17 protein-coding genes are annotated in these 17,951 nt (G+C 35.9%); 15 read left to right on the top strand and 2 right to left on the bottom strand.

Annotated features, from left to right (window positions below; all coding sequences use genetic code 11):
• Nucleotides 1-644: 644 nt before the first annotated feature.
• The gene (locus G3A47_RS13665; protein WP_243860460.1) at nt 645-1,319 is read left to right on the top strand and encodes a VIT1/CCC1 transporter family protein; all 675 of its coding nucleotides are present in this window, start codon (nt 645-647) and stop codon (nt 1,317-1,319) included.
• Between the two features lie 99 nt (nt 1,320-1,418).
• Here the strand turns inward: G3A47_RS13665 and G3A47_RS13660 are convergent, their stop codons facing one another.
• Nucleotides 1,419-2,234, bottom strand: a complete 816-nt coding sequence (locus G3A47_RS13660) for a hypothetical protein (protein ID WP_166923200.1) — start codon at nt 2,232-2,234, stop codon at nt 1,419-1,421.
• Between the two features lie 353 nt (nt 2,235-2,587).
• On the opposite strand from G3A47_RS13660, the gene G3A47_RS13655 reads away from it, so the two are divergent.
• The 13 genes from G3A47_RS13655 to G3A47_RS13595 all read left to right on the top strand — a co-directional run bounded on the left by G3A47_RS13655 (nt 2,588) and on the right by G3A47_RS13595 (nt 15,326).
• A complete protein-coding gene (locus G3A47_RS13655) occupies nt 2,588-2,938 on the top strand; it encodes a hypothetical protein (protein ID WP_166923198.1) in 351 nt (116 codons plus the stop codon).
• A 583-nt stretch (nt 2,939-3,521) separates the two neighbouring features.
• On the top strand, nt 3,522-3,995 hold the full coding sequence (locus G3A47_RS13650) for a DUF4625 domain-containing protein (RefSeq protein ID WP_166923197.1): 474 nt from the start codon (nt 3,522-3,524) through the stop codon (nt 3,993-3,995).
• A gap of 10 nt (nt 3,996-4,005) precedes the next feature.
• Nucleotides 4,006-6,438: a TonB-dependent receptor gene (locus tag G3A47_RS13645; RefSeq protein ID WP_166923195.1), complete on the top strand. Its 2,433-nt coding sequence runs from the start codon at nt 4,006-4,008 to the stop codon at nt 6,436-6,438.
• Nucleotides 6,439-6,459: 21 nt separating this feature from the next.
• The gene (locus tag G3A47_RS13640) at nt 6,460-7,371 is read left to right on the top strand and encodes a DUF4625 domain-containing protein (protein ID WP_166923193.1); all 912 of its coding nucleotides are present in this window, start codon (nt 6,460-6,462) and stop codon (nt 7,369-7,371) included.
• Nucleotides 7,372-7,404: 33 nt separating this feature from the next.
• On the top strand, nt 7,405-8,619 hold the full coding sequence (locus tag G3A47_RS13635; RefSeq protein ID WP_166923191.1) for an outer membrane protein assembly factor BamD: 1,215 nt from the start codon (nt 7,405-7,407) through the stop codon (nt 8,617-8,619).
• Between the two features lie 462 nt (nt 8,620-9,081).
• The gene (locus tag G3A47_RS13630) at nt 9,082-10,209 is read left to right on the top strand and encodes an NAD(P)/FAD-dependent oxidoreductase (protein ID WP_166923189.1); all 1,128 of its coding nucleotides are present in this window, start codon (nt 9,082-9,084) and stop codon (nt 10,207-10,209) included.
• The gene (locus G3A47_RS13625; protein WP_166923187.1) at nt 10,210-10,923 is read left to right on the top strand and encodes a methyltransferase domain-containing protein; all 714 of its coding nucleotides are present in this window, start codon (nt 10,210-10,212) and stop codon (nt 10,921-10,923) included.
• Nucleotides 10,920-11,972, top strand: a complete 1,053-nt coding sequence (locus G3A47_RS13620) for a type III polyketide synthase (RefSeq protein WP_166923185.1) — start codon at nt 10,920-10,922, stop codon at nt 11,970-11,972. The genes G3A47_RS13625 and G3A47_RS13620 overlap by 4 nt, the downstream gene beginning before the upstream one ends.
• Before the next feature lie 17 nt (nt 11,973-11,989).
• A complete protein-coding gene (locus G3A47_RS13615) occupies nt 11,990-12,439 on the top strand; it encodes a 3-hydroxyacyl-ACP dehydratase FabZ family protein (protein WP_166923183.1) in 450 nt (149 codons plus the stop codon).
• Nucleotides 12,436-13,710 carry a beta-ketoacyl-[acyl-carrier-protein] synthase family protein gene (locus tag G3A47_RS13610; RefSeq protein WP_166923181.1) on the top strand — a complete coding sequence of 425 codons (1,275 nt, stop codon included), beginning with the start codon at nt 12,436-12,438 and terminating at the stop codon, nt 13,708-13,710. Before G3A47_RS13615 ends, G3A47_RS13610 begins: the two co-directional genes overlap by 4 nt.
• A gap of 2 nt (nt 13,711-13,712) precedes the next feature.
• Nucleotides 13,713-13,973, top strand: a complete 261-nt coding sequence (locus G3A47_RS13605) for an acyl carrier protein (protein WP_166923179.1) — start codon at nt 13,713-13,715, stop codon at nt 13,971-13,973.
• Nucleotides 13,963-14,466 (top strand): 4'-phosphopantetheinyl transferase family protein, encoded by a 504-nt coding sequence (locus tag G3A47_RS13600; RefSeq protein WP_166923177.1) that lies wholly within the window; start codon nt 13,963-13,965, stop codon nt 14,464-14,466. Before G3A47_RS13605 ends, G3A47_RS13600 begins: the two co-directional genes overlap by 11 nt.
• 65 nt (nt 14,467-14,531) lie before the next feature.
• On the top strand, nt 14,532-15,326 hold the full coding sequence (locus G3A47_RS13595; protein WP_166923175.1) for a hypothetical protein: 795 nt from the start codon (nt 14,532-14,534) through the stop codon (nt 15,324-15,326).
• An 18-nt stretch (nt 15,327-15,344) separates the two neighbouring features.
• Here G3A47_RS13595 and G3A47_RS13590 read toward each other — a convergent pair whose 3' ends face one another.
• Nucleotides 15,345-16,805, bottom strand: coding sequence for an FAD-dependent oxidoreductase (locus G3A47_RS13590; protein WP_166923173.1), 1,461 nt, complete (start codon nt 16,803-16,805; stop codon nt 15,345-15,347).
• A gap of 210 nt (nt 16,806-17,015) precedes the next feature.
• Here G3A47_RS13590 and G3A47_RS13585 point away from each other — a divergent pair, with 210 nt between their 5' ends.
• Nucleotides 17,016-17,684, top strand: a complete 669-nt coding sequence (locus G3A47_RS13585; RefSeq protein WP_166923172.1) for a hypothetical protein — start codon at nt 17,016-17,018, stop codon at nt 17,682-17,684.
• Nucleotides 17,685-17,951 lie beyond the last annotated feature (267 nt).

Raw genomic sequence — 17,951 nt, 5'->3', positions numbered from 1 at the left:
ATAATAAAGTAAAAACAGAGTCTACTTTTCCTATATGTTATCTAGATAAAATAAGTCTGCTTATTCTTCTTTTTTTCGTTGAAAACACTCCTTTCAACGACTATTCTTGTCATTCAAAGACAAAAGATTTACAATTAAAATAAACATGTTAATTTCAATGTGACAATCCGTAATATAACCCTCTAAAATCCCAACTGTCCTAATAACAAGCCGCTTTTATCTTATAACTTTAATTAAAACTATAAGCCCCGGAAATTAAAAGAATTTCATAATAATAGCTTTAGAAATTAGGATCGACGAAAAATAGTGTAACTTTCTTTAAATAGTGTGTTTAAAGTCTTTTTTAGCTTTAATCCGGGTATTTAATACACCTAATTTTTACTTATCAGCAGGTTTGCAAAGCTGTATTTCTATTAGCGTTCTCAAAATTATTTATAACAAAATTCGGAAGTAAAAAAGCAATAGGCTTTCCTGAACTTATCTGATTCAGCGAAAGAAAATGCATTTTAGAATAGAATAAATCAATTGTAGTTTTTAACCTCCCTGTTTCCAACCATGGAAATAGCTAAAAAACGTATTATGAAACAGTAAACAACTAAGATTACTCCGCAAATTTAACCCCGTGTATAATCAAAATTATGGAAATGGAAAAACTCGACATTAACAGAAGTTGCTGGTTTAAAGCAGCAGTTCTTAGTGCCAAAGATGGCATATTATCTATAACAAGTTTGGCAATTGGTGTTGCTGCTGCAAGTATGACCCGGGAACCGGTTTTACTTGCGTCTGTCGCAGGTTTAACAGCCGGTGCACTTTCGATGGCGGCAGGAGAATATGTATTTGTGAGTTCGCAATCTGATATCGAGACTGAGGATCTTAAAAAAGAAAATGAAGCCCTAAACTGTATGCCTGATGAAAAGCTTAAAAAGTTGACGCGTATTTTTATTCAAAAAGGAATAAATACAGAACTCGCAAAACAAGTAGCGGTTGAACTAACTTCTCATGAGACTTTTGATACTCAGGTTACGGATGAATTAGAAATAGAAGAAATTCCGCAACCCAATCCGTTAATGGCTGCGTTTGCGGCGGCTGTGTCTTTTATGGTCGGAGGGCTTTTACCTCTTCTGGTTGTTATTTTGGCCCCGATAAAAGAAATGGTACTCTATCAATACAGCTGCGCTATACTTTTTTTGATAATATCGGGAGTACTGGCTGCAAAAATAGCCCGGTCTAATATATTTAAAGTCGTTTGTCGGCTCTGTGTCTGGAGTACTTTTGTCATGGGAATATCGGCGCTTGTAGGTTATGTTTTAGGGAACTAACTAGCTACACAATAAAGCTCTTATGTTAATTGATTAATACAACAACACTACTTATAATGATGCCTATGATTAATTTTCTACTCAAAAACATATTGCAAACTAAGATTGCTGTTTTAGAAACGTTTGCCATTTTTTCTCTCGCAGGTTTTTTCTTGATTTCAGCAGAATATACTTAAATGATTCGTTAAATGAATTTTTAGTATTTAGAAAAAGGTGAAGTAGTATTGTCATGATGCAACCGGAAACAACTATTGTTACATTTTCATTAGTAGCATAATCAACATCATCATTGTATAACAAAACATATAAACAGCTCCCCAAAAATGGAATAAATGCCAAAAAGTGCAACGTATAACGAAGCAATTTGGTTTGCCAAATAATTCCAAACTCTAATTTTAGATTTTCATACTCCAATGTATTAAGTTCAATCTCGTATAAAAAACTAATCATTTCTTCAGACGATATAATCTCCTCTAAATCATCGTTAATTTCTTTAAATGTGGCATAACAAACTTTTAACGGATATTGCGAATAGTCCCGATCCCTGTTTCTTATTTCAATTTCGTTTAATTCAACTAAAACTTGCTCTACACGTTTTTTAGCGGACAATAATTCTGTTGCAATTTTTTTTTCATTGTCAAAGTCTTTATAATCACATTGAAATCTGCGATTTATTCCGCTAAAAATTAAATCTAAGTTTCTAATTTTATTGCAAATAAAGTCGCTGTCGGCATTATCATATCCACGATAGCTGCGTCCTGAAAATGAATCTTTGTCAAAATAACTCGGTCTAATATTAACTCCTGCATTCTTTACTAAAACTCTATGTTTTTTTAAAAATCTATAAAGCCTCAATTTCGTTTTATCCAATGACATAGCCCAACTGTTATTAATTGTAAGAATTTTATAAATCATATTGTGTTAATATTTCGCAACATATTATATAACAACTGATTAACTCTTGCTAAGATACAAAATTCCCAAAAAATATTACTATTTGAATAATTTTATAGAGCAGCAAATCTCTTGGTGACTGCAATTATAAGGACTTATAAAAAGCATTCGATTTGATTCTTAGTTCTAAATAAAAATAGTCCTACAAATGGCCTTTTTAGAGTTGCATATCTATTTGATAATAAATATTTTATTGCTTTTATAGAGTCCGTTTTTTGCATTTATTGAAAAAACTTTAATGAAACAATGTTGCATTTGTAAATAAGAATTTTATATTTGCATTACTCTTGTAGTCGTAAAACCGGATTCACAGAATGAAAAAGAAATTAAAATTTATTAATCTTCTAATGCCTTTGATAGTATTGTTTGCAATACTGTTTCCGGTTGTGCATTCTTACGAACATATTCACAATCACAATTTCAGTGTAGAAAAAACAGCCAAAACATACACTACAAGCAAAAGTGACTTAAAAGCTCACAATTATACCAGCGAAGAATGTGCTATTTGTCACTTTAAGTTTAGCCCAATTGCTACTTTCTCCTATGTTTATTTTGAGCTTTATGAAAGCAGAAGCCTTACTCCTTTTATTTCTTTTTATGCTATAACGCATTCCAATTTCTTTAAAGGAGCTTTATTTGCGCTTCGTGCACCTCCTCTATTTTAAACAGGTAATCATTTCTATTTCGAAAGGATAGCTGTCTTTTCTATTTTAAATTTTATCAGTAACAATGCCATTATTATGTATTGGTATTTAAGGTATTCTAAGGTACTATTCCTTATAAGGATCTCTTAAATACGCCAGACTGGAAACCAATGTTTTATTGAATTGGTGCAGCCATAGTAATTCAAATTTATTGAATACCGAATAATTACAGGTATTCAAGGATTCCATTTACATTCTCTCACTTAGAGATAGTGGCGAATTCGTTTCTGTTTAAAAAGTAGTTAGGTCCAAAACCTAATTGGGAAATTCTGATTATATCCATTATAATTTGGGCAAAATACTTGAATGTTAATTGTAAATAATTGATAATCAATGTTGTTTTCCTTTGCCAATGATATACCTCCATTCATAAAAAACTGGCTTTCCATGGCGTAATCTGTCTTGATTATACTATGACTATTTACTTAGGACCATAATGGTTCTTTGGGAAATTACTGTGCTATTTTAATCATTTTTAGGGAAATCTTTCAATTCGTATACCACAATAAAACCTATAAATAAACTTAAAATTAAATCTAACAAAATGAAGAAAAACAGAACCCTTATGGCCCTTTTGATCGTTGTCTCAGCATTAACATCTTGTAGTAGTGACAATAACGAAATTGATACGGAATATCCGGTAATTGATATTTCGGCTTCCAATGCATTTCCGTTGCAATGCAGTGAAGTTACACGTGGACAGAAATTTACGTTCAGGGCAAAATTTACAGACAACGTTACTCTGGGGTCATACAGTCTGGACATTCACCACAATTTTGATCATCATTCGCATAGTACTGAAGTCAGTAACTGTAGCCCTGACCCTATCAAAAAACCGGTAAATCCCTTGTTGTATATCAACACCACACCTATTCCGGAAGGGCAGAAAAATTTTGAAGCCACAAAAGAAATCAGTATTCCAGCCGATATCGACCCGGGAGATTATCATTTTTTGATTCGTTTGACTGATAAAGAAGGCTGGCAGACAATCAAAGGATTAAGTATTAAGATTTTATAAGTTGACTTTGATGAACCAGAAAAAATTAAATCGATTACCAACTTTTTGTCTGTGGTTGTTTTGTATTGTTATTGCTACAAAAGTTACCGCGCAAACTGTTCGCGTATCAGGCAATGTATTTTCTAGTGGTCATAAGCCGTTGGAAGGTGCTATTGTTACCATTCTTCCGTCCGGCGTTACAGCTATGACAGACAAAAAAGGGTATTATTTTTTTACTCAAATCCATAAAAAATCAACAAAAATAAGTATTAGTTATGCGGCTCATAAACGGTATGAAAAGGAACTTTCTTTGGATAAAGATTTAAACATTATACCTGATGTTATCTTAGTTCCGGAAGTAAAAGAATTAAAGGAAGTAACCGTTTCTAATACCTATGAGAAACAGCGAAAGAAAGAAGAACCGCTGAATGTTGAAATCGTAAGCAGCAGTTATATTCAACGAAATCTCGGCGGAAGTCTTATACAATCTTTGCAAAGATTACCTGGCATAAAAGCCATTTCTATTGGTTCCGGGAGTTCGAAACCTTTAATTCGCGGCTTAAGTTTTAATCAGGTAATAGTCGTAGAAAATGGCATCAAACACGAAGGGCAGCAATGGGGAGCCGATCATGGCTTGGAGATTGATCAATATGCCGTAAATCGGGTTGAGATTATCAAAGGCCCCTCTTCTATTATGTATGGATCGGATGCTATTGGTGGCGCAATAAATATAAAACCGGTTCCCTTTCCTTCTCAACATGTCTTGGGCGGAAGTGTGGATCTTACGGGTAAAAGCAATAATGCACAATTTGGAGGTTCTTTCAATTTATTTGGGCGAAAAGAAAAATATTTTTTTGATTCCCGAATAACTTTTATGGATTACGGAGATTACCGTGTACCGGCAGATACCGTACAGGTTTACAATTATGCTGTTCCGTTAAGTAAAAATCATTTGCGCAATACGGCAGGACGCGAGCTGGATTTGCATGCTAGTGTAGGATATCTCACCGATCGCTTTAAATCGGTTTTTTATCTCAGTTCTATTCACACCAAAAGTGGCTTTTTTGCTAATGCACACGGACTCGAACCCAGAAAAGTAGATACAGAGCTTCATGATAAATCAAGCAGAGATATATTGATGCCTTTTCAGGAAGTGACACATACCAAAATTAGTAATACAACCTCTTTTTCAGTAGGAAACCATCAATTGGAAACACAATTGGGTTTTCAGAAAAATTTCCGTCGGGAATGGAGCCATTATGTCAATCATGGTTATATGCCACCGTTATATCCGGAGAACAGACCGGGGCCACACGATTTGGAAAGACAATACGATAAAGAAGTTTTCTCTGTGGCCGTTAGGGATGAATTTTCGTTAGGCCTGCATCAACTGACTATAGGACTAAATGGTGAACAACAGCAAAACGCCATTAACGGCTGGAGTTTTTTGATACCGGCATTTCGACAATTGAATGCAGGGCTGTTTGTTTACGACAAACTTAAAATCAACGACTTATGGCTCTTGCATGGCGCAGTTCGAATGGATTACGGCAAAATCGAAATGGAGCAATATTCGGATTGGTTTAAAAGTGAAATTACTCAAAATGGACAAACCACTTCGGCCTTTTTAAAGCGTTCGGAAGAGCTAAACAGAACATTCAACAGTTTTAACTGGTCGGCGGGAATCAATTACACCCCTGGTCTGTTTTCGCTTAAAGCAAATCTTGGGACTAGTTTTAGAATGCCTATTGCTAAAGAACTGGCTTCTAATGGTGTTAACTATCACTATTTCAGATTTGAAAAAGGCAATCCGAATTTGTCTGCAGAACGCTCCTATCAAGTCGATCTTGGAATGGAATGGCAGGGAAATAAATGGTCGGTACAGTTGAGTCCGTTTTTTAATTATTTCACCAATTACATTTATCTCAATCCAACTTCACAGCACGATATTTACTACGGCGCCGGAAATCAGGTTTTTGAGTACGAACAAAGCAAAGTCATGCGTTACGGGACCGAATTACAAGCGCGTTATCAATTCCTAAAGAATTTGAGCGGAGAGATTCTGGCTGAATATCTTTATTCAGAACAATTATCCGGTAGTAAAAAGGGGTATACCTTGCCGTTCTCTCCTCCTCCTTCGGTTTTGTTCAATATCACGTACAGTCCTGAAATTAAAAGTCTAAAAAACACCTATTTCTCCTTTGATTATCGATATACCGCAGAGCAGAATCAAATTGTTCCGCCGGAAAGAAAAACACCAAGCAGTAATGTTTTTAACCTTGGTATTGGTACAAAGGTAAAAACAGGACAACAGAATATGTTGATTAGCCTACAGGTTCAAAATCTGTTTAATGCAAAATACCTCAATCACACGAGCTTTTACAGGTTAATTGAGCTGCCGGAAGCCAGCAGAAATATTATTCTGTCAGTAAAAATTCCTTTTTTAATACACAAACAACTATAAATCAAATAAATTTTATCCTTTATGAAAAAGCAAAAATTAGTACTCCTACTCTTCCTTTTCCTCGCTGCATTTACGGCTTGTGACAACGATGAAACCAATCAAACTGCCGAAGTTTCAAAACCAACTGCCAAGAATATAGAAATTGGAACGGCTAATAACAAACGAGCCTTAATTGGTCGTGATTTCCATTTTAATGGTGATGTCGTTGCCGGTAGTAAAATTAGCGATGTGCAACTAAAAATACTTCCAAAAAAGGGAGAAACCTATACTAAGGATTGGAAGTTAGAACTGTACTGGAGCGAATACAAAGGCGTAAAAAACACCAATGTACACAAACACTTTACCATACCCGCTGAAGCTCCGGAAGGTAAATATGATTTCTATTTTATTGTTCTCGATGAAAATGGAACTAAACTGGAACTCAAGGAAGAACTTACCATTACGGATCCGGCCAATATGCCTGCTGATCCTTTAATTGGCCGTGACATGCTTTCCCGAAATGAAGACCTGATTTATTATATGGGAACCTGGGTTGAGCCGGAGTTGATCTTCAAAAAGAATGATAAACTTACGGCACATGCGCAGGTAAGTCAGATTACGGGCGATGGAATTTTATACTCGGTTCTAATAAAAAAGAGCCTGAATTACCATCCGGAAAGCATAGACAATCTGGATCTGAAAAAGGTTATAGTCATTACAAAAGTAGAACACAAAGGTCTTGCACCGGCATCAAAAATCTCAACACTCCAAAAGATAAATGACGCTTGGGGTGGAGAAAGTATTACCATTGGTGCCGACAAAGATGCTAACGGAGATTCGACAACCGCAGACAAATCTTGGCAATCCGGCCTGTACAATTGGGTAGTCCTTTATAAAAATACCTCTCATAATATGAGTGTCTACAAATCGATGCCCATAACAATTACATTCTAAAATCAATTAATTATAATCTAAATACCTATTAAAATGAAAAACAACAATTTTAAACTGATTTTCCTATTTGCATTATCCCTGCTTACATTCTCTTGTAGTAATGATGACGACACTACGCCTGAAACACCTAAAGAAACTCTCGCGGAGTACAAATACCTGAGGATATTGCTTTCTGATGAAAAAACGACCGCCATTACACTCGTGAATCCGCTTGATGCTACAACAAGTTCTTTTGATGCTAAATTTGCAAAATCAGCTCTTTATACTACCGAATCCGGTCGTTATGCGGGAATAGTTCATAGAGCAAATAACACCGTGGAAACTTTTGACAGCGGATTTGAAAGCCACGGCGATCATGTTGATGTAGACGGAATTCCGAAATTTGGAGCATTAGTTGGGCAATCACTTACACCAACCCATTTTAAAAGTAAAATTGGAGAATTATTAATTTTCAATGATGGCGATGGTACTTTATCGGTTGGTAAAGAATCTGAAATTAATACTGCCGGTGCTAAATTTAAGGCAATAAATGCAGGCTTAGTGGCACACCACGGTGCTATGGCGAGTTTTTCTAATGGAACTTATGCCATTACCCTAAAAGACAATTCGGTTACAGGAACACTGCCTGAAAAAGTAAAAATTATTGATGCTACCGGTAAAACTGTTTTTGACGCTACTGTTGCAACAAAAGGAATACATGGAAATGCAACTGATGGAACTTACGCTGTTTTTGGTTCCGTAAGTGGTGTACTTGTGGTAGAAAGTTCGGGAAAACAAAAACTAATTGCTCTTCCGGAAGATTTTGGAACAGCCTGGTTCGGGGCTATCTTAGAAACAAAAGCCAAAGGAAAATTCATTGGATATACCGCTGCTAAAGGAGCCTATTCTATTGATGCCGTAAACGGAACAATTAAACCAATTTTGCAAAGTACCAATATTTTGCAATGCAAAGTAAGTTATAATGCCACTAAATTGGGAATATTATTGAATACAGGTGAGTTTAAACTATTCAACCTAACGAGTTTGCAAGTTGAAAAAGAAGGAAAAGTAATTGGACAAACCGCCAGTGATGCTCCTTTGAAACCTCAAATGCAATTAACTGAGAATTTTGCTTACATCACCTCCCCGACTACGGGAGAACTTGTACAATTAAATTTAGTTACAATGGCGGTAGAAAAGAAAATAAAAGTTTCAGCTACACCTTATGCAATTACAATTTTAGGCTTCGAAAATAGTAAAGGCCATTAATTAAGTAACTCAAGTTGTTAGTTGAATAGTAATGTGAAATGTGATATGTGAAATGTATAATGTGAAATGCGAAAAGTTTTGTTTAATTGATTACTATCTAACATTGTACAGACATATAGTTATGTCAGATTACTGAAATCCAGTAACAATACATTTAAACTCTAACGCTTCGCTTAAAGCCAAGAAAATCCGTTAATTAAAATATTAGCCCTTTCAGATTAGCATATTACATTTTACATTTCACATTTTACATTTCACATTTTACATTTTACAATATACATTTTACAATATACATTTTACAATATACATTTCACATTTTACAGTATACATTTTACAACTAACAACTTGAATTAAATAGTACAATATTTTATAAGATAAGCCTTCGCGATACGAATTCGCGAAGGTTTTTTTATTTTGTCAGAAACTATTGTCATTCCATATTTTATAACTAAATTGCTGTATATGAATGTTAATCAAGATGTTGTAATAATTGGTGGCGGTCTTGCAGGTTTGACAAGTGCGTTGCACCTATCGAGGAAAGGGTTAAAGGTAGCTCTAATTGAGAAATCGGATTATCCGCATCATAAAGTCTGTGGCGAATATATTTCCAATGAAATTATTCCTTATCTAAAATCTCTGGATGCTGATGTTTTACAACTGGACCACGCCTCTATTACTACATTTGAATTTACTACCGGTAATGGTGCGGCAGTAACAGTTAAGCTCCCTTTGGGTGGTTTTGGTATCAGCAGGTACACACTGGATTATTTTTTGTATCAGAAAGCAGTAGCCAATGGCTGTACTGTTTTTAAAGATACAGTTAATGAAGTCAGCTATTGTAATGATCTTTTTACGGTTAAAACGCTAAATCTGACCCTTATTTCAAAAATAGTATTGGGGGCTTTTGGTAAACGTTCGAATATCGATCAGGTTTTGTCAAGGAGTTTCATAACTAAAAAATCGCCTTGGTTAGCCGTTAAAGCGCATTATTCAGGTAATTTTCCTGATCACTTTGTAGCATTGCATAATTTTGAAGGTGGGTATTGCGGTGTTTCTAAAGTAGAGAATAATATTATAAATATTTGTTATCTTGCAGATTACGCTACATTTAAAAAATATAAAAACATAAGTGATTATCAGCAAAATGTTCTCTGTAAGAATAAAAGCCTAAAATCAATTTTCGAAAATAGCATTTTACTTTTTGAAAAACCAATCACTATAAGCCAGATCTCATTTGATAAAAAACAACTTGTAGAAGACCACATGCTCATGATTGGTGATACAGCTGGTTTAATTCATCCGCTTTGTGGTAATGGTATGGCGATAGCGGTGCATAGTGCTAAAATAGCTGCAGAATTGGTTTTAGATTATCACTCAGGGGCAATGCCATCACGCGAAATTCTGGAAAAAACATATATCAAACAGTGGAAAAAGCATTTTGACAAAAGAATGTCCGCAGGCAGAATCTTAGCCTGCTTATTGCAAAATAAAAGAATGAGCACAATTTTATTTACTGTTGCGACTGCTTTTCCGGGTTTACTTCAGTTCGTAATAAAACAAACACATGGTAAAACTATAGCAATTGATTAAATGGGTTTAAACATAAAATACAGAACGCAGGAAACTGAGATAATGGATGATTTTTCGCTTCAGGGCGAAGAAATTTACAATGCACTGGATACAATTGCAAGAATTAATCACTTTTTAGGTGGCAATAAACTAACGCTTAATAGCGTAAAATTGTTATTAAAAAAGGCGGATGCCAATAAAACGATAACCATAGCAGATATAGGTTGCGGTAATGGTGATATGTTACGTGTACTTGCTGATTACGGTCTAAAAAATAATATCGATTTTAAGTTAACCGGAATAGATGCCAATACATTTACAATAGACTATGCCAAAATATTATCTCGTACATATCCCAATATTGAATATGAGTGTGTTAATATTCTCAACGAAGAATTTAATGAGCTAAAATATGATATTGTTTTATGCACGCTTACGCTGCATCATTTTACAAACGAAGAGATTTTATATCTCATCAAAACTTTTAATGATAATGCTGAAATTGGTGTTGTTGTGAATGATTTGCATCGTAGCAAACTGGCTTATCGCCTATTTGAAATTATCTCAAGTGTTTTTCGCCTGGGCACGATGTCACGAGAAGATGGGTTAACGTCTATCCTGAAGGGTTTTAAAAAAGAGGAACTCGAAAGTTTTTCAAAAAAATTGAACTTACGAAATTACAACATCAACTGGAAATGGGCTTTTCGCTACCAATGGATAATTGCTAAACTATGAGTGTAAAAATAAGTACGGTTGTTAAACAACTACCACAATATTCTCGCGCTACTGCCGATATACTCCCCTTTCTTGACAATTGGCTGGAGGGGCAGGAAGAGCGTTTTGCAAAGAAAGTAAAAAAAATATTTGAGAGTGCCGCGGTAGACAGACGTTACTCTATAATGGATCCGTTCGAAGTTTTTACGGCGACTTCTTTTGAAGAGAAGAATGCTATTTACAGTCGCGAAGTTGTTATTTTAGGTGAGCAAGTACTTGAAAAAGCGCTTGCTAAGGCCGGATGGGAACCGCAATCCTTAGATTATATTATTACGGTAAGTTGTACGGGAATTATGATTCCTTCACTGGATGCGTATCTTATTAATAAAATGAAGTTACGACAAGATATCATACGCCTTCCTGTAACCGAAATGGGTTGCGTCGCGGGAGTGTCCGGTATTATATACGCCAAAAATTTTCTTCAGGCCAATCCGGGGAAACGAGCTGCTGTAATTGCAGTGGAATCCCCTACTGCGACGTTTCAGCATACTGATTTTTCAATGCCAAATATAGTCAGTGCGGCTATTTTTGGTGATGGTGCAGCCTGTTGTTTATTATCCTCTTATGAAGAAGATTCAGGCCCTGAAATAATCGATGAACAAATGTATCATTTTTACGAAGCAGAACACTTGATGGGTTTTAAACTTACCAACACGGGGCTGCAAATGATATTGGATATTGAAGTACCAGATACAATTGCAGAACATTTTGGAGCTATTATTCATCCGTTTCTTCAAAAAAATAATTTAGAGATTGCAGCTATCGATCACATGATATTTCATCCCGGGGGCAAAAAAATAATTCAAACAGTCGAAGCCCTTTTTGCTGGATTAGGAAAAAATGTAGCAGCTACTAAAGAGGTTCTTAAAGAATACGGTAATATGTCAAGCGCTACTGTACTTTATGTTTTGGAATGCATTATGAATGATAATCCGCGGCCCGGAGAAAAAGGATTGATGTTGAGCTTTGGTCCCGGATTCTCGGCACAAAGGGTTTTATTGCAATGGTAATTAATTATAAATAAATCATGGACTTAGACTATATAAAAGCACAACTGCCGTACTCCTCACCTTTTCTATTTGTAGATGAATTACTTTCTGCTGATGAAAATGGGGTTACCGGCACTTATACGTTTAAAGACGATCTTGATTTTTATAAGGGGCATTTTACTAATAATCCTGTGACTCCCGGCGTGATCTTAACGGAGACAATGGCACAGATTGGCATGGTTTGTCTTGGGATCTATTTACAAGAAATTGACTTAAATAAAACGAATAATAAAAACACCTTAATCGCTTTTACATCAGCTGATATACATTTTTTGAAAGCGGTGTATCCCAACGAAAAAGTTACGGTAATCTCAAAAAAAATATTTTTCAGATTCGGAAAACTTAGATGCGATGTATGGATGAAAAACGAAGCGGGACAAGAAGTTTGTAAAGGCACAATTGCAGGCATGATAACTACTAAATTATGAGTAAACGAATCGTAATAACGGGTCTTGGGGTTGTTGCTCCAAACGGGATAGGTATTCCCGCTTTTACCTATGCCGTAAAAAATGGTATTTCAGGCATACAGCATGATCCACAGCTACAGGAATTGCAGTTTTCTTGTCAGATCGCCGGCACGCCACCACTGACCGAAGAGCTCAAATCCTTGTATTTTACCGAACTTGAACTAAGAGGTTTTAGCAGTACAGGTATTTTATATGGAGTTATAGCCGGCATGGAAGCATGGAAAGATAGCGGACTACCAATAGAAACTAAAGAAGAACCCGATTGGGACAGCGGAACCATTTTTGGTGCCGGTACCTCGGGTATCGATAAATTTCGCGAAAGCATTTATAAAATAGACGAGCTGCAAGTCCGAAAACTTGGAAGCACAGTAATTGCTCAAACCATGAACAGCGGTATTAGCGCCTACCTAGGAGGTAAACTTGGATTAGGAAATCAGGTTACTACCAATTCATCAGCCTGTGCCACCGGTACAGAAGCGATATTGATGGCGTATGATCGTATAAAAGCCGGACATGCTAAAAGAATGTTGGTAGGCAGTACCAGTGACAGTGGCCCCTATATCTGGGGTGGTTTTGATGCATTGCGGGTTTGCAGTTCCAAATACAATGATAATCCAAAAGAGGGATCGCGTCCTATGAGTAGTACGGCGGCAGGATTTGTACCTGCCAGCGGTGCCGGTGCATTGGTAGTAGAAGATTTAGACAGTGCTCTGGAGCGTGGTGCTACAATTTATGCCGAAATACTGGGCGGTAGTGTAAATTCGGGTGGACAATGTGGTAACGGTAGTATGACAGCGCCAAACAGCACCGCAGTGCAACATTGTATTACCGCTGCGCTAAAAAATGCAGGAATTAAATCTAAGGAGATTGATGCTATAAACGGACATCTTACCGCCACAACAAAAGACAGTCTCGAAATTGAGAACTGGACTAAAGCATTAGACTTAAACGGTACTGATTTTCCTTATATAAATTCTTTGAAAAGCCTGACAGGACATTGCCTTGCTGCAGCCGGTAGTGTTGAAAGCGTAGCAACCATACTGCAACTTTATGAAGGTTTTATATTTGGCAATAACAATTGCGATGACCTCCACCCCGAAATTACGGCACTAATTGATCAGACCAAAATTCCTTTAAAAACGATTTATAAGGATATTGACATAATTGCAAAAGCCAGCTTTGGCTTTGGAGATGTAAACACCTGTGTATTATTTAAAAAATTTAAAAACTAAACATGAGCAAAGAAGAAATTATTGCCCAACTAAAAATGATTGTAAAGCCGTATACTACCAATGCGGATGCCTACGAGACACTTAATGAGAACACCGATTTTATCAACGATCTCAATATTAATTCAGCTAATTTGGTAGATATTATACTGGATATCGAAGAAAGCTTTAATTTAATCATCGACAATACCGATATGGAGCGTATGATTAATGTTAAAGCAACAGTGGAGATTATAGCAACTAAACTAGCTGAAGATGATAGGTAATGATGTGGTAAACCTACCACAATCACGGATCGAAAGCAATTGGCTGCGGAAAGGTTTTATCGAGAAAATTTTTACTCCTGATGAACAGTTGCTTATAACAAATAGCGCTGATCCAGAAATCATGGTATGGTTACTTTGGAGTATGAAAGAAGCTGCGTATAAAATCTACAACCGGCAAACCAAAATAAGGGAATATATCCCCCTGAAATTACTATGCAAAATAATAAGCCAAAACGGCAATTGCTTTTTGGGTCAGGTTTTGTGTATGAATGCTGTTTTCCCAACAAAAACTACTATACTGGAGCATAACATTCATACAATTGCGGCTACTTCTGTACGCAATTTGGCGCGTATAATCGAAATTAAAAATAAGGATATAGTCAAAGATGAGTTTGGCATCCCCTATTTAAAAAGAAAGAAGTTTGATTCCTTACAAGATGTTTCCGTTAGCCATCACGGTGATTACGAAAAAATAGTGACTATTCTTCATTAATCTGATTCGGACTGAGAGTGTGTACTTTTTTAAAGTATATTTGATTGCTATAAATACACCTTTTTATGAAACAGAATTTTATGCTTTTTTTGGTTTTAATGACGCTTTTGATTTCGTGTAAAGATTCTTTAAAACAAAAAGTAAAATCTGAAAACCCAAATATAGCAAAGCAAGAAGTCAAAATTTTAAAATCTGACACAACCACTTCTTCAGATAAATTTCCCGGCATTTTTTCTGTAAAAGCTAAAAAAGGAGCCGTAACAACCGAACTCAGTAAATGCATTGGTAAAAAAATTGAAAATGTAGAACTAGTTGATTTTACAGGTGATCAGATTACAGACTTTATATGCAGAACCTTAACCGATACGGAAGGAATTGAAGACGAGTATTGGGTCTCATCAGAGTATAAAATACTTAAAAAAACAAAGTATTACCCGGACAATTTTTACTATCGTTGGTTCCTTAATTTAGACAGCGACCCTGAACCTGAAATGTTTCAGGCATTGGGTGCCGAAGATGGTGCTGACTATACTATTCTCGATCAAAATTTATTGACAGGAAAAGACTCTACCTTACTTTATGTAAATCCCATAATAATTGAAAATCATAAAAGATATTGGGGGTACCCGTGGGATATAGATAATATAAAAGTGCGAAAAAATGGATCGGTCATTGAACTGTTTTGTTCGCTAAATCATCAAATAACACGAGACGGTAACGAAGAAACCGATCCTGAATTACAGAAACAAATCCCGGTATTGTTTTTTACGGGTAAACACACCCAAGAGAGCCCGATCCTTATTATAAAAGAAGAACGCTGGTTGTCTTTGCAAGAAATTATCAGACAGACAAAAAAATAAAATATATAGAAACGCTTGTCACGTATTCTTTCTATTCAAACATCTTCCTCTTGGCTCATCGCCTTCATGAAGTACGATTTCGGAGTGTAAGAACTGTGCAGCATCAGCTGAATCTTTGACTTTGGTAGCGCTGCGTTCTAACATTTCCGTTTCAAAATCTGTTAATACACTTTCGCGTATTCCAAGAGTTCTCCACTGTGATAAAGGTCGACAGCCTCTTGAAATTCCACGAGCCAGACTAAGTGCGTCCAGCAATGCCTGGTTTGCTCCTTGCCCTTTAAATGGACTCATTGGGTGAGCTGCATCTCCGATTAACGTTACTTGTCCGCTTTTTGCTAACAATTCAGAGCCGAGTAATTCACGGTCATATACAGGATAACCTGAAATCAGGGTTTCTTTTGTGGCTAATAAAATTTGAGGTATTGGATTGTGCCACTGCGTTCTGCGACATGCTTCTTCTTTTAAAGCTTGAGGACCTTGAGCACTTAAGGCTTTAGCTTCTTCCTCGGTCATTGGAAAACTAAGTTGCCACATTATCGAGTCTGATGTATACGGCATCATATAAATTCGCTCATTGCCATTGGCGGTTTGAAACACTGTCGCTGAATCTAACAAAGGACTATTAAGATCTTTGAGAGTTTCCAGTGAGCAAATGCCCAGTATCACAATACAGCCCAGATAACGCAAAGGGTTGTTATCGTTCCCCATTAGTAACCTTCGTACCGAACTTCTGATACCATCTGCCCCCACTACAAGATCTGCTTTGACACTTTTGATTCTGCTATCAACTTGAAAGTTTAGATTAATCTCGCCTTCTTGTTCTTTAAAATCAACCAGTTGATGCCCCCATTGTACGCGATCATTTCCACCGAGTTGCTGCAATAATGCCCTTCGCAAAGATTGTCTTGCGATATGTATATTGGTGCGCTTTGTAAATTCGTTTTCTGCTGTTTGAAGCCACTTTCTGATGCCCCATTCTCCTATCACTTTTCCATCGGTGGTATGAACCAGATGTCGGGTTGAGACTACTCCTTCTTCCAAAGAAAAAATGCCTAGCCCTTCTATCGCTTTACTAGCCTGTTGTAGGGTAAGTCCGTAACCCTGAGAGCGTTCCTCAAAGCTGTTGTCGCGTTCATAAAGAGTAAAAGGAATTCCACGATGCAAACAAGCTACTGCCAGAGCTACACCACCGATACCCCCACCAATAATAGCAACATTTGGATAGTTTTCGTAATCAGCTACAGGGAATTCAGTAGAAGAGATCAAACCGGAACCGTTACAGTTCAAGCAAGTGCTTAAATGAGCTTTAGGACGAATCGGAGCTGCTCCTTCTCTATTTGTCTTTTCAAATAAATCCAACTCTGACTGGTAACGGAGTCGTACTTTTTTGGTCAATCTTTGACTTTTCTTTCCGCGCCCCTGACATTCTATACAAATAGTCCAGCTTGCCTTATCATTTTCCAATTTTTCTGCTTCCATTTTTTAACTTGATTGTTCAATTTCACAAGCTAGGCTTCACTGATCAAATATTTCGCAAATAACGGAAATTCTTAAAAAATATAAATCTTTCTATCGAAATTAATACCATTATTAAAAACAGGTAAATCCATATTTATATTTACTTTTTATCGAATAAAACGATACATTTGAGAATTAACTGTAAGTAATCCCAAACCCAATTCTTCCTCTATGCTTAAGAATATTGTAATTTGCTTTCTATTTATTTTTTCTTTCAGTGCTTGTAAACGAACCGACAAACAAGACAATAAAACGGCAACAATTGTAAGTGATACTTTAAAAAACACACAAGAACAAAAAGCAGATACATTAGCTGCTGAGCAAGAATCAGATTCAGTCGTTTACTCGAATTTTAATGCTACTATTATTAAAGAAGTATTCAAGGATTCTTTAGCAGCGAAATTTTCGAGTTTAGAAACTGATGATATATTTAGCATTACGGTTCCCAAAGGAAATATAAATCATACCAAAACCGCAATTAGAATTTTTAACAATGCCGGCGAATTGCTTTATGAAAATATATTTACAACAAGATATTTAGCCAATGGTTATGAATTAAAGACCATTAAAAACGATGCCGAAATGGGTGAATACATTTTATCTAAAGCGAAAGCGATACTGGCATTAGAAAATTTTACAGATACATCTAATGAGGAATTAATGAAAGAAGATGGTTATTTCACTCAGTCAAAGGAAGAATATGAAAACTATGCTGTTTTTATGGAATGTCAAAAAGAGAAAAGACCTTTGTTTTCTATTTCGCTTGGAGAAGAAGACCTGACTTATATTGGCTACTCACGAAAACTAAAAAAAGTAGTAGACATTTTATATGGTGCTTAAGGAAACAACAACATAATTCACTTGCCTAAAACAAAAATAAACGTATCAAAATAGAAAAAGCATCTCTAATTATGTGTGCAACAGTTGAAAATATTGTATTTAACTAAGTGATTCAAGTTGTGAATTGTGAGATGTATACTGTAAAATGTGAAATGATAGTCTGAAAGGTAAATGCTTTATATTCTATTCAGAAGTTTATGTCTTCTATAAATAAAATTTATCATATCAAGCATCTCACATCTCACAACTTGAATTAAATAAGATCAG

The sequence above is a fragment of the Flavobacterium poyangense genome, from assembly GCF_011751075.1.
GTDB classification, from domain to species: domain Bacteria; phylum Bacteroidota; class Bacteroidia; order Flavobacteriales; family Flavobacteriaceae; genus Flavobacterium; species Flavobacterium poyangense.
The sequence above is the reverse complement of the archived record's forward strand: the minus strand, read 5'-3'. Positions and strand labels throughout refer to the sequence as shown.